General features: G+C 64.0%; 21 protein-coding genes. 5 read left to right on the forward strand and 16 right to left on the reverse strand.

Going from position 1 to position 21,457, the window contains the following annotated elements:
* Positions 1-106 precede the first annotated feature (106 nt).
* The 3 genes from ehuB to ehuR form a co-directional block, all read right to left on the reverse strand.
* Positions 107-931, reverse strand: a complete 825-nt coding sequence (ehuB, locus tag ACX3P1_RS09610; protein WP_459079452.1) for an ectoine/hydroxyectoine ABC transporter substrate-binding protein EhuB — start codon at positions 929-931, stop codon at positions 107-109.
* A gap of 93 nt (positions 932-1,024) precedes the next feature.
* Positions 1,025-1,810 carry an ectoine/hydroxyectoine ABC transporter ATP-binding protein EhuA gene (ehuA, locus tag ACX3P1_RS09615; protein WP_459079345.1) on the reverse strand — a complete coding sequence of 262 codons (786 nt, stop codon included), beginning with the start codon at positions 1,808-1,810 and terminating at the stop codon, positions 1,025-1,027.
* A gap of 119 nt (positions 1,811-1,929) precedes the next feature.
* Positions 1,930-3,315: a MocR-like ectoine utilization transcription factor EhuR gene (gene ehuR, locus ACX3P1_RS09620; RefSeq protein WP_459079346.1), complete on the reverse strand. Its 1,386-nt coding sequence runs from the start codon at positions 3,313-3,315 to the stop codon at positions 1,930-1,932.
* Between the two features lie 82 nt (positions 3,316-3,397).
* Between ehuR and ACX3P1_RS09625 the strand changes: the two genes are divergently transcribed.
* From ACX3P1_RS09625 to ACX3P1_RS09635, 3 genes are all read left to right on the forward strand, one after another.
* Positions 3,398-3,886: an Lrp/AsnC family transcriptional regulator gene (locus ACX3P1_RS09625; RefSeq protein WP_459079347.1), complete on the forward strand. Its 489-nt coding sequence runs from the start codon at positions 3,398-3,400 to the stop codon at positions 3,884-3,886.
* A 127-nt stretch (positions 3,887-4,013) separates the two neighbouring features.
* Complete coding sequence (locus tag ACX3P1_RS09630; RefSeq protein ID WP_459079348.1) at positions 4,014-5,513, forward strand: NAD-dependent succinate-semialdehyde dehydrogenase; 1,500 nt, start codon at positions 4,014-4,016, stop codon at positions 5,511-5,513.
* An 18-nt stretch (positions 5,514-5,531) separates the two neighbouring features.
* Entirely contained in the window at positions 5,532-6,911 is a 1,380-nt protein-coding gene (locus tag ACX3P1_RS09635) for an aminotransferase (protein ID WP_459079349.1), read from the forward strand.
* A 3-nt stretch (positions 6,912-6,914) separates the two neighbouring features.
* Here ACX3P1_RS09635 and mnhG read toward each other — a convergent pair whose 3' ends face one another.
* From mnhG to ACX3P1_RS09665, 6 genes are read right to left on the reverse strand one after another with little or no spacing between them, the layout of a single operon-like run.
* On the reverse strand, positions 6,915-7,322 hold the full coding sequence (gene mnhG / locus ACX3P1_RS09640; RefSeq protein WP_459079350.1) for a monovalent cation/H(+) antiporter subunit G: 408 nt from the start codon (positions 7,320-7,322) through the stop codon (positions 6,915-6,917).
* Positions 7,319-7,600, reverse strand: coding sequence for a K+/H+ antiporter subunit F (locus ACX3P1_RS09645; protein WP_459079351.1), 282 nt, complete (start codon positions 7,598-7,600; stop codon positions 7,319-7,321). Before ACX3P1_RS09645 ends, mnhG begins: the two co-directional genes overlap by 4 nt.
* A complete protein-coding gene (locus tag ACX3P1_RS09650) occupies positions 7,597-8,082 on the reverse strand; it encodes a Na+/H+ antiporter subunit E (RefSeq protein ID WP_459079352.1) in 486 nt (161 codons plus the stop codon). The genes ACX3P1_RS09645 and ACX3P1_RS09650 overlap by 4 nt, the downstream gene beginning before the upstream one ends.
* Positions 8,079-9,707 carry a monovalent cation/H+ antiporter subunit D gene (locus ACX3P1_RS09655; RefSeq protein ID WP_459079353.1) on the reverse strand — a complete coding sequence of 543 codons (1,629 nt, stop codon included), beginning with the start codon at positions 9,705-9,707 and terminating at the stop codon, positions 8,079-8,081. The genes ACX3P1_RS09650 and ACX3P1_RS09655 overlap by 4 nt, the downstream gene beginning before the upstream one ends.
* Positions 9,707-10,048, reverse strand: coding sequence for a Na+/H+ antiporter subunit C (locus tag ACX3P1_RS09660; RefSeq protein WP_459079354.1), 342 nt, complete (start codon positions 10,046-10,048; stop codon positions 9,707-9,709). Before ACX3P1_RS09660 ends, ACX3P1_RS09655 begins: the two co-directional genes overlap by 1 nt.
* A complete protein-coding gene (locus ACX3P1_RS09665) occupies positions 10,048-12,969 on the reverse strand; it encodes a monovalent cation/H+ antiporter subunit A (protein ID WP_459079355.1) in 2,922 nt (973 codons plus the stop codon). The genes ACX3P1_RS09660 and ACX3P1_RS09665 overlap by 1 nt, the downstream gene beginning before the upstream one ends.
* Before the next feature lie 75 nt (positions 12,970-13,044).
* Here ACX3P1_RS09665 and ACX3P1_RS09670 point away from each other — a divergent pair, with 75 nt between their 5' ends.
* The gene (locus tag ACX3P1_RS09670; RefSeq protein ID WP_459079356.1) at positions 13,045-13,335 is read left to right on the forward strand and encodes a helix-turn-helix domain-containing protein; all 291 of its coding nucleotides are present in this window, start codon (positions 13,045-13,047) and stop codon (positions 13,333-13,335) included.
* Here ACX3P1_RS09670 and ACX3P1_RS09675 read toward each other — a convergent pair.
* The 7 genes from ACX3P1_RS09675 to ACX3P1_RS09705 all read right to left on the reverse strand — a co-directional run bounded on the left by ACX3P1_RS09675 (position 13,322) and on the right by ACX3P1_RS09705 (position 19,649).
* Positions 13,322-14,353, reverse strand: coding sequence for a peptidoglycan -binding protein (locus ACX3P1_RS09675; RefSeq protein WP_459079357.1), 1,032 nt, complete (start codon positions 14,351-14,353; stop codon positions 13,322-13,324). The genes ACX3P1_RS09670 and ACX3P1_RS09675 overlap by 14 nt on opposite strands.
* Before the next feature lies 1 nt (position 14,354).
* Complete coding sequence (locus tag ACX3P1_RS09680; RefSeq protein ID WP_459079358.1) at positions 14,355-15,377, reverse strand: MotA/TolQ/ExbB proton channel family protein; 1,023 nt, start codon at positions 15,375-15,377, stop codon at positions 14,355-14,357.
* A gap of 97 nt (positions 15,378-15,474) precedes the next feature.
* Positions 15,475-16,167, reverse strand: coding sequence for a PAQR family membrane homeostasis protein TrhA (trhA, locus tag ACX3P1_RS09685; RefSeq protein WP_459079359.1), 693 nt, complete (start codon positions 16,165-16,167; stop codon positions 15,475-15,477).
* Positions 16,168-16,290: 123 nt separating this feature from the next.
* Complete coding sequence (locus tag ACX3P1_RS09690) at positions 16,291-17,088, reverse strand: inositol monophosphatase family protein (RefSeq protein ID WP_459079360.1); 798 nt, start codon at positions 17,086-17,088, stop codon at positions 16,291-16,293.
* 28 nt (positions 17,089-17,116) lie between these two features.
* Positions 17,117-17,683 carry an elongation factor P gene (gene efp / locus ACX3P1_RS09695; RefSeq protein ID WP_459079361.1) on the reverse strand — a complete coding sequence of 189 codons (567 nt, stop codon included), beginning with the start codon at positions 17,681-17,683 and terminating at the stop codon, positions 17,117-17,119.
* Positions 17,684-17,838: 155 nt separating this feature from the next.
* Positions 17,839-18,951 (reverse strand): tetratricopeptide repeat protein, encoded by a 1,113-nt coding sequence (locus ACX3P1_RS09700; RefSeq protein ID WP_459079362.1) that lies wholly within the window; start codon positions 18,949-18,951, stop codon positions 17,839-17,841.
* A gap of 50 nt (positions 18,952-19,001) precedes the next feature.
* A complete protein-coding gene (locus ACX3P1_RS09705; RefSeq protein ID WP_459079363.1) occupies positions 19,002-19,649 on the reverse strand; it encodes a thiamine phosphate synthase in 648 nt (215 codons plus the stop codon).
* Positions 19,650-19,809: 160 nt separating this feature from the next.
* Between ACX3P1_RS09705 and ACX3P1_RS09710 the strand changes: the two genes are divergently transcribed.
* A complete protein-coding gene (locus ACX3P1_RS09710) occupies positions 19,810-21,450 on the forward strand; it encodes an acyl-CoA synthetase (protein ID WP_459079364.1) in 1,641 nt (546 codons plus the stop codon).
* The last annotated feature ends 7 nt before the right edge of the window (positions 21,451-21,457 follow it).

The raw sequence follows: 21,457 nt of genomic DNA on the forward strand, positions 1-21,457 counted from the left end.
CGATTATGCGAAGCGAAGCCGGATGAGGGCGCCCGCTTGGCCGATACCCCTCATCCGTCACCTGCGGTGACACCTTCTCCCACAAGGGGAGAAGGCAATCCGGCGCTTACTTCGCCGAGCAGAGTTTTTCGCGCGTCGTCGACATCGCGGCGGCCGCCGAGAAGCCATAAGGCTCGATGATCTTGGCGAATTCGCCCGACTTCTTGATCGCGGCCAGTTCCACGTCGAAGGCGTCGCGCAATGCCTCGTCGCCTTTCTTGAAGGCCGCGCCGTCGCAATAGACCGGCGCGCCCTGTACCGGCGCGATCACTTCGAGGTTGGGATCGTTGGCCTTCTTCATCAGGTCGTTGATCGACAGGACCGGCAGCGAATAGGCATCGATGCGGCCGTCCTGCAGCATCTTCACGCCGCTCTGGCCGTCCGGAACGACGATGACGCGCTCGCGCGGAACGCCGGCATTGAGCGCCAGCTTTTCCTCTGTGCCGCCGCCCGGTGCGCCGATGGTCGCGCTCTCATCCTTGGCAACGTCCTCGTAGCTCTTGAAGCCCTTCGGATTGCCCTTCTTGACCAGCATCGCCTCGGCGTCGCACAGCACCGGCTCGGAATAGGCAACCGCAGCGCAACGCTCCGGCTTCATGAACAGGCCGGCGGTGACGACATCGAAGCGCCCTGCCTGCAGGCCGGGGATCATCGCGCCATATTCGGAGATAGAGGCGACGACATCGGCGACGCCAAGGCGCTTGAACACTTCGCGCGCGACATCGGGGGCTGCGCCCGATACCTTGCCGTCGGCGGCGACGGCCGTGTAGGGCGGCTCGTTGGCGATAGCCAGGCGTGCAAAGCCCTGCGCCTTCAGCGCCTCAAGCTTGGCGTCGTCGGCCGAACTTGCCGTCGACGTGGCGAGAACCGCACCAAGCGCAATACCGGCCATGCCGGCCAAAATTCCAATCTTTTTCATCGTTCCCAACTCCTCTTGTGTTGTTTTGAGCGTATTAGGGCGTTCTCCTCGCGCCCTGCATGGCGGTCAGACGCGATGGCCCGCCGCTATGATCTTTTTCAGGAAGCTTTGCGTGCGTTCCTCTTTCGGATGACTGAAAATCTCATCGGGCTTGCCTTCCTCGACGATCCTGCCGCGATCGAAAAACAGCACCCGGTCGGCAAAATCATGCGCAAAGCCCATTTCATGGGTGACCAGCAGCATAGTCATGTCAGTTTCGGCGGCGAGCTTGCGCATGACGTTCAACACCTCGTTGACCAGTTCCGGGTCGAGCGCGGACGTCACCTCGTCGAACAGCATGATCTTGGGCGACAGCGCCAGCGCGCGCGCGATCGCCACGCGCTGCTTTTGGCCGCCCGAAAGCTGCGCCGGCATGTTCTTGGCCTTGTCGGCCATGCCGACCATGTCGAGCAGTTCCATGGCCCGCTTCTCGGCGGCGGCGCGCGGCGTGCCCTTGGTCAGCATCGGCGCCAGCGTCACATTGTCGATGACGCTCTTGTGCGGAAACAGGTTGAAGAGCTGAAAGACCATGCCGATCTTCTGGCGCATCTTGGTGAGATGCTGCTCGTCGGCGGGCAGGAGCTGGCCGTTGCGCTCCATGTGGTAAAGCTGCTCGCCGTCGATCTGGATATGGCCGCCGTCGATGCGCTCCAGCGTCATCAGGATGCGCAGGATGGTCGTCTTGCCGGAGCCAGAGGGGCCGATCAGCGCCAGCTTCTCGCCGGGCATGACCTGCATCGACAGGCCGTCCAGAACCTTGAAGGCGCCAAAACTCTTGGAGATGGCGTCGACCTTGATGATAGGCGTGGGCATGCGTTTCTCCGTGGGAGATGCCGATGTCCCTAACGATGCTTAACGCTTCAAATCATGTCAATTGGTAAAATAAAATCATGACAATATTTCTGATTCGCCACACCAAGCCGTGCCGATACTCAAATCGCGAGCAGCAAATGCTCGGGATCGCCGAGCAGAAGTTTGGTGATGACGCCGAGGCCGGCGCGCAGTTCGCCCTCCGTGGTCGAGCCGAGCGAGATGCGCACGGCCGGCTTCCACGGCGCATCGGCGATGCGAAACGATTGGCCGGGCGCGATCGCCACGCCCTGAAGCCGCGCCTGCGCGACGAAGCTTTCCTCGGAGCGGTCGCCGGGAAGTTCCAGCCAAAGGTGCATTCCGTCTCGCTGCGCGCGGTAGCTGACATCGCCCAGCACTTCGGCGGCGATCTCCTGGCGGTTACGCAGCGCTACCCGCTGCCACGCCACCAGTTCCATGGCGGTGCCGTCGCTCACCCATTTGCTGGCGATTTCGGCCACCATCGGCGTCGCCATCCAGTTGGAGACGAGATGCCGGTTAGCGACAGCCGCCACATAGCGGTCGGGCGCAGCGAGATAGCCGATGCGCAGGCCCGGTACCGTGATCTTGGTAAACGAGGTGACGTAGAGCGTGCGTTCGGGTGCGAACCAGGCCAGCGGCGGGGCGCGGTCCTCGACCAGCGGCCCCAGAACGTCGTTTTCGATGATCGCGATGTCGTGCCGCCGCGCTACTTCTGCCAGTTCGGACCGCCGCACCGATCCCATCAGCGTGGCGGTCGGGTTGATGACCGACGGCTGCACGAACACCGCCCTGATGTCGGAATGCCGGCAGGCGTCGTCGAGCGCCTCGGGCAGGATACCATTGTCGTCGATGGGCAGGCCTTCGAGGTTGAAGCCGAGATAGCGCGCCAGCGGCACCAGCGTGTGGTGGCCGATGGCCTCGGTCGCGACCGTCGAGCCGGGCGGCGCGACGCTCATCAGTGCAACGGTCATCGCCGCCGTTGCGCCATTGGTGACGCTGATATTCTGCGCCGAAACCTCGAGCCCGCACAGCCGCAGCCATTCGACGGCGATGGCGCGATGGCGCGGGAACACCATGTTCGGCCGGAACGACAGCGCTGAACTTGCCGGCAGCGTTTCCGCAAGCCAGGCCAGCGCCGCCCTCAAGCGCTCCAGGTGCATCGTCTCGCAGACCGGCTTCAGGATCGACAGGTCGATGACCTCGCCCGGCCGCTCCGGCAGATAGGGCGGCTCGGGCTCGCTGCGCTGCGTCTGCACGAACGAGCCGCGGCCGATTTCGCCCGAAATCAGCCCGCGCCGGATCAGTTCCTCATAGGCGCGGCTGACGGTCTGGACGGACAGTTTCAAATCGTCGGCCAGTCGCCGGTGCGTCGGCAGGCGCTCGCCATTCACCAGCCGGCCGTCGTGGATCGCACGCGCGATCTGGTCGGCCAGCGAGAGGTATGCGGGACGCCGGATAAGGGCTGGATCGGGGTGCCACAATGTCATGACTTATTAGAGATCGAAATCAGTGCAATTGACAACTGAAATCATGCTCCGCAATGGTGTCTTCACGAACAAGTGGACAACCATGACCGCATTGAAGCTCGACGCCATCGATTTGAAGATACTGGACGCCATCCAGCGCGACGGCCGCATCACCAAGCTGGCGCTCGCCGAAGCGGCCGGCCTGTCGCCGACGCCGTGCTGGATGCGGCTGGCGAAACTGGAAAAGGCAGGCATCGTCAGCGGCTATCACGCCAGGGTCGCCATGCGCGTCATCGCGCCGGTCGCCATCGTCTTGATGGAGGTGACGCTGGCCAGCCACCGCCAGGCCGATTTCGACCGCTTCGAGCGCGCCGTCCGCGAGATGCCGGAAATCGTGGCGTGCTGGTCGGTCGGCGGCGGCGTGGATTATCTCATGAAGGTCATGGCGCGCGACATCGACGCCTATCAGCGGCTTGTCGACGGCCTGCTGGAACGCGAGATCGGCATCGACCGCTATTTCACCTACATCGTCACCAAGACGGTGAAGGAGGAGACCGTGTTGCCGGTGGCGGAACTGATCGGCGCACAATAGGCGCTTTCGGAGGAATTGCCTTCCGCGGGCGGAAAACGAAGAGAGTCTCTCTCTTTGCGTGCTTGGGAACAGCCTCTCTGTCGTGTGGCGGCCGTTATGCTGGGCGCCAGGATCATGGAGACCCGCAATGTCCGCCAACGCGCATTTTGCCCGCACGCATCGCCACGAAGCGCTCGACCGCCTTGCCGATCGCCGGTTGTTGCGCGAGCTTGCCTATGTCGACGGCCACTGGACCGCCAGCGAAGCCGCAAACAGTTTCGAAGTGACCGATCCCTCGTCGGGCGTGACGGTGGGTTTCGTCGCCTCGCTCGATGCCGCGCAAACGACGCTGGCCATCGATGCCGCCGCCAATGCCTTTCCGGCATGGCGCGCCTTGCTGACGCAGGAACGCTCGAAAATCCTGCGCAAATGGTTTGAACTGGTCATTGCGGCCAAGGATGACCTCGCGCTCTTGATGACGCTGGAGCAGGGCAAGCCGCTGAAGGAATCGCTCGGCGAGATCGACTACGCGGCCTCCTTCATCGAGTGGTATGCCGAGGAAGCCAAGCGCCTCAACGCCGAGGGCGTCACCAGCCATCTGCCGAATGCTGAAATGAGCGTGCGCCGTGAGCCGCTGGGCGTCGTCGGCGTGGTGACGCCGTGGAATTTTCCTGCCGCCATGCTGACCCGCAAGGCCGCTGCCGCCCTAGCCGCCGGCTGCACCATCGTTGCGCATCCGTCTTCCGAAACGCCGCTTTCAGCACTGGCGCTGGCCGAGCTTGGCGAGCGCGCAGGCCTGCCGGCGGGTGTGTTCAACGTCGTCACCGGCAAGGCCGCGCCAATCGTGGGGGCGATGTGTGCGGATGCCCGCATGCGGGCCATGAGCTTTACCGGTTCGACCGAAATCGGCCGGCTGATCGCGGCGCAATGTGCTGCGACCATGAAGCGCCTGGTCATGGAACTGGGCGGTCATGCACCGCTGATCGTTTTCGACGACGCCGATCTCGACAAAGCGGTGACAATCGCCATCGACGCCAAGTTCGCGACTTCGGGGCAGGATTGCCTTGCCGCCAACCGCATCTATGTGCAGCGTCCGCTTTACGAGAAATTCTGCGCCGCCTTCACCACGCGCATCGGGGCGCTGAAGGTCGCCGATGGTTTGAACCCGGACGCCGACATCGGCCCGCTGATGCATGAGCGGGCCGTGCGCAAGGTCGAAGAACAGGTCGAAGACGCCGTTGCGAAAGGCGCGAAATTGATGGCTGGCGGCAGGCGCGCCGAGGCCGGTCCGCTGTTTTATCAGCCGACGCTGCTGGCCGATGTGCCGGAAGATGCTCTTATCATGCACGAGGAAACGTTTGGGCCGGTTGCCGCAGTCACGCCGTTCGATACGGAAGACGAAGTGATTTCCCGCGGCAACGCCACGGAATACGGGCTTGTCGCCTATGTCGTCACCGAAAACGGTTCGCGGCAGCGCCGTATGGCGAACGCGCTCGACTATGGCATGGTGGCGATCAACCGGGTCAAGATCACCGGTGCGCCGATACCCTTCGGCGGGACGAAGCAATCCGGCCTTGGCCGCGAGGGCTCGCGCCACGGGCTCGAAGCCTTTACCGATCTCAAATATGTCTGCGTCGATCTGGCGTAATCTAAAAGGAGAAAAAAGATGGCCGATCAATCGAACGAACTCAACGCCTGGGACCGGGATCACTTTTTCCACCCCTCGACGCATATGGGCACACATGCGCGCGGCGAAACGCCGAACCGCATCATGGCCGGCGGCGAAGGCGTCACCATCTGGGATACCAACGGCAAGAAGAGCCTCGACGCTTTCGCCGGGCTTTACTGCGTCAATGTCGGCTATGGCCGCCAGAAGATCGCCGACGCCATCGCAGCCCAAGCCAAGAACCTCGCCTACTACCACGCCTATGTCGGTCACGGCACCGAGGCCTCGATCACGCTGTCCAAAATGATCATCGACCGCGCGCCGAAGGGCATGTCCAGAGTCTATTACGGCCTGTCCGGCTCCGACGCCAACGAGACCAACATCAAGCTGATCTGGTACTACAACAACGTGCTCGGCCGGCCGGAAAAAAAGAAGATCATCTCGCGCTGGCGCGGCTATCACGGCTCCGGCATCATGACCGGATCGCTGACCGGCCTCGACGCTTTCCACAATGCCTTCGACCTGCCGCGCGCCCCGGTCCTGCACACCGAGGCGCCTTATTACTACCGCCGCGCCGACCGCTCGCAGACCGAAGAGCAGTTTTCGCAATTCTGTGCCGACCAGCTCGAAAAGCTGATCCTGGCGCAGGGGCCGGAAACGGTTGCCGCCTTCATGGGCGAGCCGGTGCTCGGCACCGGGGGCATCGTCCCGCCGCCTGCCGGCTATTGGCAGAAAATCCAGGCCGTACTGAACAAGTATGACGTGCTGCTGGTCGCCGACGAGGTCGTCACCGGTTTCGGACGGCTGGGCACCATGTTCGGCTCCGACCATTACGGCATCAAGCCCGACCTCATCACCATCGCCAAGGGCCTGACCTCGGCCTATGCGCCGCTGTCGGGCGTCATTGTCGGCGACAAGGTCTGGCAGGGACTGGTGCAGGGGTCCGACAAGCTCGGCTCCATCGGCCATGGCTGGACCTATTCGGCGCACCCGATCTGCGTGGCTGCCGGCGTCGCCAATCTGGAACTGATCGACGAACTCGGTCTCGTCAAGAACGCCGGTGAAACGGGAGCTTACTTCCGTGCCGAACTCGCCAAGGCTGTCGGGGGCCACAAGAATGTCGGCGACGTGCGCGGCGACGGCATGCTGGCGGCGGTGGAATTCGTGGCTGACCGGGACGACCGCAAATTCTTCGATGCATCGCAGAAGATCGGGCCACAGGTATCGGCAGCGCTTGCCGAGCTCGGCGTCATCGGCCGCGCCATGCCACAGGGCGACATCCTCGGCTTCGCCCCGCCGCTCTGCCTGACGCGCGAGGAAGCCGACATCGTCGTGTCGAAGACGGCGGACGCGGTGAAGAGCGTGTTCGCTAAGATCTGAAGCCTAGTGTGCAGGCCCGTCGTCCGGTGAATCGGATGGCGGGCTTTCATTCGATCGACCCTCGGCTGCTTCGAAGGAGGGCACGCCGCCCAGGCCTTCGGTGCGGTCGCGAAAGAGCGCCGAGCGCGCCAAAAGCATCAGCGAAACCGGTGTCGTGACCACGATGAGAACCGCGATCAGGATTTCGTGCAGGACCGGGCGCGACTGCAGCACCGAAAAGCAGATCATCGACGCGATGAGGATGCTGCCCGCGCCCCAGGTCGTGCCGAGCGTCGGCGCGTGGATGCGTTCGTAGAAGGTTCGGAACTGGAGAAGCCCGATCGTGCCAAGCAGGGTCAGGCCGGCACCCAGGACAAGGAAGAATGCCGCGGGCAGGGCCGCCCATAGCGGCAGTTCGGCGAGGGGGTTCATTCGATCACCTCGCCGCGCATGAGGAATTTGGCGAGCGCCACGGTCGAGACGAAGCCGAGCAGCGCGATCACCAGCGCCGCCTCGAAATAGACCGTGCTGCCGGTGCGGATGCCCATGGTCAGAAGCAGCAGCATCGCGGCAACGTAGAGCGCATCGAAGCCGACGATGCGGTCCTGCGCGCGCGGCCCCCGCATGAGCCGCAGCAGCGCGCAGGCCATGGCGGCGATCAGCAGCAATTGTGCAATGGTGACGGCCCAGATGACGATCGTCCCGCTCATTCGAATATCTCCATCAACAACGCTTCGTAGCGCTGCTTGATCAAATCGACCCATGCCTGTTCGTCGTCGAGATCGAGAACATGGATGCGAAGCCTGCCGCTGCCGGCATGGTATTCGACCCACGCCGTGCCGGGCGTGCTGGTGATGATGCAGGAGAGCACCGCAAGGCCGGTCGGATCGCGCAGCTCGAGCGGGATCATCACGAAACCGGCGCGGCGCTGTCTTCTCCCTCCTTGCAGGATAATGGCCGCGACAGCGATGTTGGAGCGCAGGATGTCGATCAGCACGACCAGCAGCAGGCGCGGGATCATGTCCCAGCGTCTTATCTTCGGTTTGTCGGGCTGAAGCGCCACCATCGCCAGTGATGCGCCGACGGCCACGATAGAACCCAGCAAGATATGGCCGGCGGAAAGCCCGTTGAGCAGCAGCCACATGACCAGCAGCGACGCCGTCAGCACCGGATAGGGCAGCAGCCGGCTCATTGGTTCGCCCCCGTTTTGGGGCCGGGCAGGCGCGGTGCGGCGAGCACATCGCGGACATAGTTCTGCGGCGCATGCAGGGACCGCGCCGTCGCATCCATGTAGCGCATAGCGGGTCCGCCCTGCACGACCAGTATCGCGCACAAGATAAGAAGGAACGCCACGGGCACGATCTCGATGACCCGGACGCGCGGCACGGTTTCCTCGATCGGCGCCCAGAAGGTGCGGATGCCGGCGCGCGTCATGGCGATCATCGCGGAAAGACCGGACAGGATGATCAAGGCCGTCAGCACCCAGGTAGCATCGCTTATGCTGCCCGCCGGACCGAGGCCTTCGGGATTGAGCAGAGCGGTCAGCATGGCGAATTTGGCGATGAAGCCGGAAAGCGGCGGCAGGCCGGACAGGAGCAGCCCGCAACCCGCGAAGCAGATACCCAGAATAGCCAGTGTGGCGGGAATGGCGGCGCCGACTTCTTCTTCGATCTCCTCCTCGTCCATCTCGTCGCCATAGGCTTCCATCGTCACCGCCAGCACGTTGGCGGCCGGGTCCTGCGCCCGCTCGACCAGTTCGATGAGCAGGAAGAATGCGCTGATCGCCAGGGTCGAACTGACCATGTAATAGAGCGCGCCGGACGTTACCGAGACACTGGCGCTCCCGATCGCGGCCAGCAGCGTGCCCGACGAAACCAGCAAATAGAAGCCGGCGAGCCGCCCCATGGCCTGTGAAGCCAGCACGCCTGCGGTGCCGAAGAAAATGGTGGCGATGCCGCCATAGAGCAGAAAGCCTTCGCCGAAGCCGGCGGATGCGCCGGCGTCCGCGCCGAACAGCAGCAGCGAAAGCCGCAGGATGATGTAGATGCCGACCTTGCTGAGGATGGCGAAGATGGCGGCGACCGGGGCGGCGGCGGCGGTATAGGCGCCGGGCAGCCAGAAGCCGAGCGGCCACATGCCGGCCTTGACCAGGAAGGCGACGCCGAGAATGGCCGCGCCCGCCTCCAGCAGCATCCGGTCGCTTGGCGCCACCAGGGGAATGCGTACCGCAAGGTCGGCCATGTTGAGTGTGCCGGTAACGCCGTAGATCAGGCTGACGCCGATCAGGAACAGCGACGCGCCGGCAAGGTTGACGGCGATGTAGTGCAGGCCGGCCCGAACCCGCTGCGCGCCGGAGCCGTGCAGGACCAGGCCATAGGACGCCGCCAGAAGCACCTCGAAGAAGACGAACAGGTTGAACAGGTCGCCGGTCAGGAACGCGCCGTTCAGGCCCATCAGGAGAAGTTGGAACAGCGTGTGGAAATGCGGGCCGCTGCGGTGCCAGCGCGCCAGCGCGAAGACCAGGGAGGCGATCGCCAGCACGGAAGTCAGCATCACCATCATCGCCGACAGCCGGTCGAGCACCAGCACGATGCCGAAGGGTGCCGGCCAATTGCCGAGCAGGTAGACGCCGGTGGTGGCCTCTGGCGCATCCGCCAGTTTCAGCAGCGACAGGGCGATAACTGCCAGCGCCAATGTCGAGACGAAGTTGACCATTGCCTTGAGGACATGGCGGCGTTCGTCGAACAGCAGCAGCGCCGCGCCGGTCAGCAGCGGCAGCAGGATCGGCAGGATCAGCAAATGGTCGGCCAGCTCCATCAGCGCGGCTCCCTGCCGTCGACGTGGTCGCTGCCAGTCAGGCCTCGCGAGACGAGCAGCACGACGAGAAACAGCGCCGTGGTCGCAAAGCCGATGACGATGGCGGTCAGGACGAGCGCCTGCGGGATGGGATCGGCGTAATCCGCCGGGTCGATCGCGCCGCCCGATCCGAGCACGGGCGCTGCCGCAACGCGCAGCCTGCCCATGGAAAAGATGAACAGGTTGACGCCGTAGGAGATCAGCGACAGGCCGATGATGACCTGGAAGGTGCGTGGCCGCAGCAGCAGCCAGACGCCGGAGCCGACGAGGACACCGATGGCGATGGCGAGTGTCAGTTCCATCAAGGAGCCTCCGGCGCGGCTTCGGCGGCGATGCGCGAGGCGCGAAGGCGGCGGATCGACTGGTGGGCGAAGGCGATCAGCATCAGGACGGTTGCGCCGACCACCAGCGAGAAGACGCCAAGATCGAAGAAGGCAGCACTCGCCATCGGCACCACCCCGATCAGCGGCAGTTCCAGATATTGCGAATGCGAGGTCAGGAACGGGTAGCCGAACAGCCATGATCCCATGCCCACCAGCGCGGCGAAGAGCAGGCCGAAGCCGATCCAGTTGACCGGCAGCACCCGCAGCCGGGCCTCGACCCAGGTCGTGCCGGCCGCCATGTATTGCAGGATGAAGGCGGCCGCCATCGCGATGCCGGCAGCAAAGCCGCCGCCCGGAAGGTCGTGGCCGCGCAGGAACAGATAGACGGCAAATACGATGATGACTGGAAACAGCCATTGCATGATGACGGACGGGACCAGCAGGTAATCGCTGACCGTGTCGCCCGCCTGGCGATCGGGCCGATCCTCGTCGAACGTCTTCTGGACGCGCTGTTGCTCGGGCGATTCGATACTGTCGGCGGCGGGGCGGAAGCGGCGCAAAAGCGCGAACACCGTCAGCGCCACGACGCCCAGCACCGTGATCTCGCCGAACGTGTCGAAGGCGCGGAAATCCACCAGGATGACGTTGACGACGTTCTTGCCGCCGCCTTCGAGATAGGCCTTTCCCATGAAGTAGTCGGCAATGGTGGCGGGCGGGGTCCGCGTCATCACGGCGTAGGCGATCAGCATCGTGCCGAGGCCCACTGCTACAGCCATGGCCAGGTCGCGGAAGCGCCGCAAGCGGTCGCCCAGGGTCGCGATGCCGGCGTCCGTCTCTTTGAACCGCTTCGGCAGCCAGCGCAGGCCGAGCAGAAGCAGCACCGTGGTGACGACCTCGACGAGCAGTTGGGTGACGGCAAGGTCTGGCGCCGAAAGCCAGACGAAGGTGATGCAGGTGACCAGGCCCGCGCCGCCCAGCAGGATCAGGGCCGCGAGCCGATGGAACTTCGCCTGCCATGCGGCGCCGAGCGCGCAGGCGATGCCGACCGCCCAGATGGCGGCGAAGGCCGGATCGGCGCCTGCCCATGCCAGCCCGCCGGGAAGGAGGAGGCCCGTTTTGTAGATCGGCCATAGTGCCGCGACGAACGCCACGCTGACCAGCAGGCGAAGCTGCGGCTGCAACCGGCGCGTGCCAAGCTGGCTTTCGATGAAGCGCGCCCATCTCCACGAAACCGTCACCATGGCGCGCTCGAAGATGCGCTGGCCCTTGAGCCGTCGGAAGATCGGCGGCCCTTCCTCGCAATGCGCCAGATAGTTCTTCAACAGCAGATAGAGGATGGCTCCGCCGACCAGGGCCGCGATACTCATCATCAGCGGCAGCGTGAAACCGTGCCAGACGGCGAGGCTATATTCCGGCGTGGAAGGACCAAGGACCGATTCGACGGCGGTATGCAGGAAGGGGCCGATGGTGAGGCCCGGAATCGTGCCGACGACAAGGCACGCCAGAACCAGCAACTGCATGGGAAAGCGCATCAGGAACGGCGCTTCATGCGGCTCGCGCGGCAGGTCGGAGGGCGGGGGCCCGAAAAACACGCCGTGGATGAAGCGGATGGAATAGGCCACGGCAAAGGCGCTGCCCAGCACGGCCGCATAAGGTGCTGCGGTATCGAGGATGGAGACCTGGTGCGTGGCGGCGGCCTCGGCGAAGAACATCTCCTTGGACAGGAAGCCGTTGAGCAGCGGCACGCCGGCCATGGCCGCGCTCGCCACCATGGCAAGCGTGGCGGTGATCGGCATGAAGCGGAACAGCCCGCTCAGCCGCCGGATGTCGCGCGTGCCGCTCTCATGGTCGATGATGCCGGCGGCCATGAACAGCGATGCCTTGAAAGTGGCATGGTTCATCATGTGGAAGATGGCGGCGACAGCACCTAGCGGGCTGCCGAGGCTGAGCAGCATGGTGATGAGGCCGAGATGGCTGATGGTGGAATAGGCGAGAAGCCCTTTGATGTCCTGCTGGAAGATGGCGAAATAGGCGCCGAGAACGAACGACATCATGCCGGCGAGGCCGACGATCCAGAACCATTCCTGGGTTCCGGCAAGCACCGGCCAGAAGCGCGCCATCAGGAACACGCCGGCCTTCACCATGGTCGCCGAATGCAGATAGGCCGACACCGGCGTCGGGGCCGCCATGGCGTTGGGCAGCCAGAAGTGGAACGGAAACTGCGCGCTCTTGGTGAGCGCGCCGAGCAGGATCAGCACCAGCGCCGGCACGTAGAGGTCGTGCGTGCGCACAAGGTTGCCGGAAGCCAGAACCGTTTCGAGATCGTAGCTGCCGACGATGTGACCGATCAAAAGCACGCCGGCCAGCAGGCCGAGGCCGCCAATGCCGGTGATGGTCAGCGCCATGCGCGCGCCGTCGCGGGCAGCGGCGTTGTGATGCCAGTAGCCGATCAGCAGGAAGGAAAAGATGCTGGTCAGTTCCCAGAAGACGACGAGCAGGATGAGATTGCCCGCAATCACGATGCCGAGCATGGCGCCCATGAACGCCAGCAGGAACGAGAAGAAGCGGGGCGCGTGGTCCTCCGGCGACATGTAGTAGCGCGCATAGAGCACGACGAGGAAGCCGATGGCGCTTATCAGCATCACAAACAGCCAGGCGAAGCCGTCCATCCGCAGCGTGAAGTTCAGGCCAAGCGTGGGGATCCACTCGGTTTCGCTGCGAATGGCCCCGCCAGCGGCGATGGCCGGATAGGCGGCGGTAGCCAGAACCAGCACGGTAAGCGCCACGGCGCCGGCGAGCCAGACCTCGGCGTTGCGGGCATTGGAAGGCAGGAAAGCGGCAATGATGCTGCCGGCGAAAGGCATGACGATCATCAGCAAAAGGGATGTGTCAGGCGTCATTCTGCGCGGCGGCTCATCTGGGAAATCGGCAACCATTGCCTGATCTCACCCATTATGGTTGACTTGGGTACGAGTATGCAAGGCACAAAATGGATGAATCTACTTCCGGAACAATGCCGTGCGGCGCGGGGGCTGCTAAACTGGACGCAGGAAAAGCTGGCCTGCCTGGCCGGTGTATCGCGCAGCACGATCAAGGACTTCGAGTGCCACCGCCATGCGCTGCACCGCGCGTCGGAGCTGTTGCTCGTCAAGGCGCTGGAAGAGGGCGGGGTGCTGCTGCTTTTCTCGGAGGAAGAAGGCCCGGGCGTGCGTTTGCGGCAAGCATTCGATTGCGGCGGCGCGGTGAAACGCTCTACCGCTCGGTGAGCTTCAGCTCGATGCGGCGGTTCTTGTTGCGCGCCTCTGCGGTATCTGCCGGATCAAGCGGCTGGAATTCGCCGAAGCCGGCAGCCACCAGCCGGGTCGGCGGCACGCCGTTCTCGATCAGGAACTTTACCACCGAGGTCGCGCGCGCCGACGACAGTTCCCAGTTGTCGCGGTAGCGGCCGGTGCCCGACAGCGGAATATTGTCGGTATGGCCATCGACGCGCAGAACCCAGTTGATCTCCGGGGGGATTTCCTTTTGCAACTCGATGATGGCGTCGGCGAGTTTCTTCATCTCGACCTTGCCGGCATCGTTGATCTGTTCGGAGCCGGTCGGAAACAGCACCTCCGACTGGAACACGAAGCGGTCGCCGACGATGCGGATGTTTTCGCGGTCGGAAAGGATTTCGCGCAGGCGGCCGAAGAAATCCGAGCGGTAGCGGTTCAGTTCCTGCACGCGCTGCGCCAGCGCTACGTTGAGGCGCTTGCCGAGGTCGGCGATCTTGGTGTTGGAATCGTGGTCGCGCGTCTCCGAGGCGTCGAGGGCGTCTTCCAGCGCCCCGATCTGCTTGCGCAAGGCGGCGATCTGCTGGTTCAGCAATTCCACCTGCGACTGCGCGCGCTGGCTAAGCTGGCGCTGGGTGTCCAACTCACCGGTAAGCGTATCGGCCCGCGCATTGGCGGCATCGCCGGCGCCGGCGCCCTTCGCCAAAAGTTGCTCCAGCCGGCTCTTTTCTTCTTCGGTTGCCGACAGCGAGGCCTGCAAATTGGCAAGGGCGTCCTGCGCGTCCTGATTGGTGCCCTTTTCAAGCGCCAGCAGCGAGGTCAATTCATTGATCTGGGAATTCAGGCGGTTGAGCACCGCGTCCTTGCCGGAAATCTCGCGGCTAAGCAGGAATTGCGCCAGCACGAACACCGACAGCAGGAACATGATCGCCAGAAGCAGCGTCGACAGGGCATCGACGAAACCCGGCCAGTAGTCGATGTGGCGGTCGCCGCGCCGCCCCCTGCCTAGCGCCACGTCAGCGCTCTCCCGGCTTGTTCAGCGCGTCGGCGATCTTCTCCAGCGTCGCGCGCATCGCCTTTTGTTCGTCGGATTGCGCCTCGACCCAGTCGCGCATGATCTGCTGTTCGGAGCGCATGTTCTTGACCAGTCCGGAAATGCCGTCGGCGAGGTTGGCCATGGCGGTGGCGACGCGCGGGTTCGAGCCGCCGGCCTCCTGCATCGAGCGCAGGCGCTCCGTCAGGACGCGCACTTCGTCGGAGGATTCGGCCTTGGCCGTATCGGCAACGACCATGTCGGACGACATGTCGGTAACGGAGGACAGCCAGTTTTCCAGTTCCGTATAAAAACGCGTCTGGGCGCGGCCGGCCTGCACGTCGAGGAAGCCCAGCACCAGCGAGCCCGAAAGGCCGAACAGCGACGAGGAAAACGCAGTACCCATGCCGGCGAGCGGTGCCGCCAGCCCTGCCTTCAACGCTTCGAGCACGGCGGCGGAATCGCCGGTGCCGGGGTCGAGGGATTCGATAGTGTCGCCGATGGAACTGATGGTGCCGAGCAGGCCCCAGAACGTGCCGAGCAGGCCGAGAAAGATCAGCAGGCCGACCAGGTAGCGCGAGGTGTCGCGGCTTTCGTCCAGGCGGGTGGCGATGGAATCGAGCATGGTGCGCATCGAACTGGTCGAGAAGGCGACCGACGCCGAACGTCCGATCATCGCCTTCATTGGCGCCAGCAGAACCGGCTCTACCGTCTCGGACCCGGCGCGGAACGAATTGACCCAGCGCACTTCGCGAAACAGCCGCACGACCTGTCCGAAGGCGAGCAGGATGCCGATGCCGAGCACGCCGACGATCAGGCCGTTCAGGCCCGGATTGTGGGCGAAGGCGGTCGATATTTGCCGCGTCAGGATGATGGCGATAAAGGCGACGATGGCCAGGAAAACCACCATCGACAGAAGGAAGACCTGCGGGCTGGAGACCTTGTGCGGATCGTAGTCCAGTACATCGGTGCGCCTGCCTGCTCCGAACGATTTTAGGAAAGCCATGCGTGTCCCGTTCCGATGCCCGCGTTCGAGCGCGACTCTAAACGGAAATGTGACGAAATTGAAAGGCGCTTGGTGTGAATGAGCGCCATACAGGCGCTCAAAGGCGGTTGAGCACCAGGCAATCGGCCAAAGCGGCCAGATGCAGGCCGGCGCCGGCAACGACGAAACCGTGCCACAGCGCGTTATGAAAGCGCAGGCGCTTCCAGACGTAGAAGACGACGCCGCAGGAATAGACGATGCCGCCGGCGACAAGCAGGGAAACCGAACTTGCCGGCAGCGCTTGCGCCAGCGGTTCTGCCAGCACGACCCCGCTCCAGCCGATGGCGAGGTAGAGGAAGACGGCGAGCCGATCGAGGCGGCCGGGCAGGAAGACTTTCAGGGCGATGCCGAGCGCGGCCGCTGCCCAGACCACGCCGATCATCCAGTCCACCAGGCGCGATCCCTCGATTTGGGCCAGAAACGGCGTGTAGGTCGCGGCGATGAGCAGGTAGATGGCCGAATGGTCGAACCGTCTCAGCACCCACTTTGCCGGCGAGGATACCGGCCACAGATTATAGGCGAGCGAAATCGAAAGCACGCCGAGCAGCGAAAGAACGAACAACACGGCCGCCAGATATTCGCCGGGATGGGAGCGCGAGGCGGCGAGCGCCAGCGTTACGGACCCCGCAATCACGGCCAGCACGATGCCCACCGCATGGACGACGCCATCGGCGATGCGTTCGGCGCGCGAATAGTGCCAGCGTCCCATAAAGGGAATATTCAGGTCGAGAAGTGGTTCAGTTGAGCTCATCCGACAGGCCTGCCTTGCCACTATCTGGGGACGATGCAGGTCTTATGCCAGAACGATGTCGCAGCTTTGTGACACGCTGGGAGCCCCGAATGGCTGCCGAGTTGTCCAATCCATGCGAGATGTTCAGCCCTTGAGGGGCTTCTTTACCGTCCTGGCCAGAATGCGGTGGATGGTCTCGTTGCCGGCGACCACCGAGCCGCTTTCCAGCATGCCCTGGCCGCCATCGGCGTCGGACACGAAGCCGCCCGCTTCGCGGATCAGGAGCAGGCCGGCGGCAATGTCCCATGGCGACAGGCCGGCTTCCCAGTAGCCGTCCATGCGGCCGGCGGCGACATAGGCGAGGTCGAGCGAGGCTGCGCCCATGCGGCGAATGCCGGAGACTTCAGCCATTACGTTGCGCAGTTCGACAAGGAAATTGCCGTGCTGGCCGCGCCCGAGATGCGGCACGCCGCAGCCGATCACGGCATCGGAAAGCTTGGTGCGCGCCGCCACGCGCAGCCGGCGGTCGTTCATGAAAGCGCCGCCGCCGCGCTCGGCGGTGTAGAGTTCGTCCATCGCCGGATTGTAGATCACGCCGGCGACCGTCTGCCCCTGGCGCTCCAGCGCGATCGAAACGGCAAAAAGCGGAATGCCGTGCAGGAAGTTCGTCGTGCCGTCGAGCGGGTCGACGATCCAGCGGTGCTGGTCGTCGTCGCCGGCGACCGCGCCGCGCTCTTCCATCAGGAAGGCGTAGCCGGGCCGCGCCTTGGACAATTCGGCGAAGATGATGTCCTCGGCCTTGCGGTCGGCCTGGCTGACATAGTCGCCCGGCCCTTTCATCGAGACCTGCAGGTTCTGCACTTCGCCGAAGTCGCGCGACAGCGAACGGCCGGCCTTCATGGCGGCCTGCACCATGACGTTGAGGAGAGCGGAACGCGCCATTTTTTCTCTAGCTTCCTGCCGTCAGTGCTTAATCGGCACGGCGGACGTATGTGATTTCGTTGGTATCGACGATGATGCGCTCGCCCGAACCGATGAACGGCGGCACCAGCACGCGAATGCCGTTTTCAAGCATGGCCGGCTTGTAGGAAGAGGCCGCCGTCTGGCCCTTTACCACAGGGTCGGCTTCGGTGATCGTCAGCGTCACCTGGTCGGGCAGCGAAATGCCGATCGGGCGCTCGTCGTGAAGTTCCACCGTCACCATCATGCCGTCCTGCAAGAAGGCGGCGCGGTCGCCGACGAAATCCTTTTGCAGTTCCAACTGCTCGTAGCTTTCGGTGTCCATGAACACCAGCGCCTCGCCCTGCTCGTAGAGGAAGGAGAAATCCTTCTGCTCGAGGCGGATCTTTTCCACCGTCTCGGCCGAGCGGAAACGCTCGTTGAGCTTGGTGCCGTTGATGAGGTTCTTCAGTTCAACCTGGTTATAGGCGCCGCCCTTGCCGGGCTTTACGTGGTTGCACCTGACCGCCACCCACAAGCCCCCATCGTGTTCGATGACGTTGCCGGGACGGATTTCGTTGCCGTTGATCTTGGCCATGATGTTGGGGTCCGGAAAATGAGCTGTCCGCCAGGGGCGGTTTCGGCGCTTCCAAGACCACAAATTGCCGAAAGAGGCAAGAGAGGCCGGATTACCGGCGTGAAACAGGCGCAGTTCCGTCCGGCCCCGAATCGCTCTGGCGGGCGTTGCCGCGGTCAGGGCAGGCGGTTGGCTTTTTGCAGCGCCTGCTTGGTTTCGTCGTTGGTGAGGCCAGCCATGAAATCCTCCATCTGGGGATCGACGAGGCCGGCGCGGCGGGCCAGCATGTACCATGCCGCCGCCAGAATGGAATCGGGATCGGTGCCGATGCCGCCCATATAGAGCTTGGCGAGGCGGTTGCGGGCAGCGACGTTGCCGCCGTCGGCGGCGCGTTTGGTCCAGGCGAAGCCCGATTTGAGATCGCGCTTGCCGCCGCGCCCGTCGATCAGCCAACTGCCGAGATCGAGCTGGGCTGTATCGTAATTCTGCAGCGCCGCCTGCACCAGCAGAAGCCGCGCCCGCGCGTCGTCCTTGGTCTTGCCGCCGACGCCATTGGCGTAGATTTGCGCCATGGCGTATTGCGCGTCCGCAAGGCCGGTGGTGGCGGCGCGCTCGTAATAGGGAACCGCCCTGGCCAGACCCTGGTCGCCCTGGTCCTCCTTGACGAGCAGTTGCGCGAAATTGAACTGCGCCAGGCGATTTCCTGCTTCCGCGGCCGCCTGCAACAGGGCGTGGGCCTGTTTCTCGTCCTTCTTGACGTAACGCCCGTCGATCAGCATCAGCGCATACTGGAACTGTGCCTCCGGCATGCCCTGCTCGGCGGCGCGGGCGTACCATTTCGCCGCCTCGGCCGCGTTGAGCGGCACGCCAAGGCCGCGCGACAGGATTTCGGCAACGAGTACCTGAGCGGCGGGGTCGCCGTTCTTGGCGCGCACCAGGGCCAGATTGTAGGCGGTCATGTAGAGGCCACGCTGGAAGGCGCCATAAGCGGCATCGGACGGCTTGGCGCCGAACCGTTCCGGGTTGATGGCATCGGCCGATGGCAGCGGGGCGGGTGCCGCCGTGGTGGCCGGCTGCGGCAGGGGGTTGGCGATGGGCTTTTGCGTATCGACCGGCGGCGTGAGCCGGTCTTGCGGTGCCGACTTGTCTTGCGGTGCCGGCCCGACTTGCGGCGAGGGCGTAACTTGTGGTGTCGGCTTGACTTGTGGCGAGGGTTGGTCTGGCGTTGCCGTTTCGATAGCCACGGCATGAACGGTCGTCGCTGCGAGCAGGCCGGCAATCAGGGACATGCGTGACGGCAGAGCCATACGAGATGGCAGGGATCGGCGCGACGGCATTTTCAACCCTCGAAACGGGGTGCTGTCTCATCGAGCAGCGCGTTGGCGCGGGCGATCGCCTCGCGCGGATCGATGCCTTCCGCAAAGATTGCGCTGGACAGGGCGACAAACTCGCAGCCGGTGGCGGCAGCCGTTTCGACGGAGGCGATGTCGCTGCCCGCCATGACGATGCAGGGGATTTCGATCATTTCGGCCCACCATTGCCCGAGGGACAGGTTGCGCGGGTGCGGCTCGGGCTTGTTGTCGTAGCCGAAGCGGCCGAAGAAAATATAATCGGGCCGCGCTTCGCCGAGTTCCAGCGCGTCGTCGCGGGTTTTCGCGCCACCGCAGCCGACCATCATCCTGGCCTGAAAATCCTCGATGGTTAGGGCAAGTTCGGCAGCCTTGACCTCGACATGAAGACCGTCCGCCTGCACGCGCCCGGCAATGCGGGTGTCGCCGGCCAGGATGACGGCAATGCCGCCGGCCTGGGCTGCCGGCACGATCTTTTCGGCCAGTGCCTGAAACGAGGCTTCATCCATATCGTATTGCGGCAGGATCAGCGAGGCGACGTCGCCGCCGTCAAATGCGGCAAGAACGGAGGCGGCTGCAATGCCGGGCGGTGCGATGAGCACGATGCGGCAGCGATTGGGCGGCGTTGTCTGGTTCATGATCCTCGATCCCGGTTTTCGCCTAATGCCGGGCGAAGATGGTTGCATTGCGGCATAGAGCAAAGTGCTTCTGTTGAGAAGGCGGGCGGCGCGATGGAAGAGGATGACGCCGCCGGCAAGCTGTGGTTAGAAGCGTCTGGAAACAGTTTGGGAGAACGGGATGGCCAGTCCCTACGACATCGATCTCGACAAGAACCCAGCCAACTACCAGCCGCTGACGCCGATTTCTTATCTGGAGCGGGCGGCGAAAGTGTTTCCCGACCACGTCGCCATCATCCATGGCGCCCAACGCATATCCTATCGCACCTTCTGGCAGCGCTCGCTGAAACTCGCCTCGGCGCTCGCTCAAAAAGGCATCGGCAAGAACGACACGGTAACGGTGATGCTGTCCAACACCCCGCCCATGCTGGAGGCGCATTTCGGTGTGCCGATGGTCAAGGCGGTGCTGCATTGCCTGAACACGCGCCTCGATGCGGCGGTGATCGCCTTCCAGCTCGATCACGCCGAGACGAAGGTGCTGATCGTGGACCGTGAGTTTTCCGACGTGGTCAGGCAGGCGCTTTCCATCGCCAAAGTGAAGCCGCTGGTCATCGACTATGACGATCCAGACTATGCGGCCGACGCCCCCTATCCCAAGGGCGAGCGCATCGGCAGCCTCGACTATGAGGATTTTGTCGCCGGCGGCGCGGAAAAATTCGCCTGGTCGATGCCCGACGACGAATGGGACGCCATCTCGCTCAATTATACGTCCGGCACGACAGGCAACCCCAAGGGCGTGGTCTATCATCATCGCGGCGCCGCGCTGATGGCCTATACCAACACGATCCACGCCGGCATGGCCAAGCACGCCGTCTATCTGTGGACGCTGCCGATGTTCCACTGCAATGGCTGGTGCTTTCCCTGGACGCTGGCCGTGCAGGCCGGCACGCATGTATGCCTGCGCTGGGTGCGGGCCAAGCCCATGTATGACGCAATCGCCGATCACGGCGTCACCCATCTGTGCGGCGCGCCGGTGGTCATGTCCGTGCTCATCAACGCGAAGGACGAGGACAAGCGCGAGTTCGAGCAGGTCGTCACCTTCAACACGGCCGCCGCCCCGCCGCCGGAAGCGGTGCTTTCGGGCATGGCGGATGCCGGCTTCGCCGTCACCCATCTCTACGGCCTCACCGAAACCTACGGGCCGGCCGTCGTCAATGAATGGCACCGCGAATGGGATGCGCTGGAAAAGGGCGCGCAAACGGCAAAGAAGGCGCGCCAGGGCGTGCGCTACGCGGCGCTGGAGGCGCTTGCCGTGATCGATCCGGAGACGATGCAGGCGACGCCGGCCGATGGCGAAACCATCGGCGAGGTGATGGTGCGCGGCAATATCGTCATGAAGGGCTACCTCAAGAACCGCAAGGCCAGCGACGAGGCGTTCGCCGGCGGCTGGTTCCATACCGGTGACCTCGGCGTCATGCACCCGGACGGCTATATCCAGATCAAGGACCGTTCCAAGGACATCATCATTTCGGGCGGAGAGAATATTTCCTCCATCGAGATCGAGGATGCGCTTTACCGGCATCCGGCGGTGTCGGTTTGCGGCGTGGTGGCGCGCCCCGACGACAAATGGGGCGAGGTGCCGATCGCCTATGTCGAACTGAAGCCGGGAAAATCCGCCACGGAGGCAGAGATCCTCGACCATTGCCGGTCGCTTCTGGCGCGGTTCAAGGTGCCGAAGGCCGCGATCTTCGCGGAGATCCCCAAGACCTCGACCGGCAAGATCCAGAAGTTCAGGCTTCGGGAAATGGCCAGGGAAAGCTGATAGTCGA

This window comes from Mesorhizobium sp. A623 (assembly GCF_054489405.1).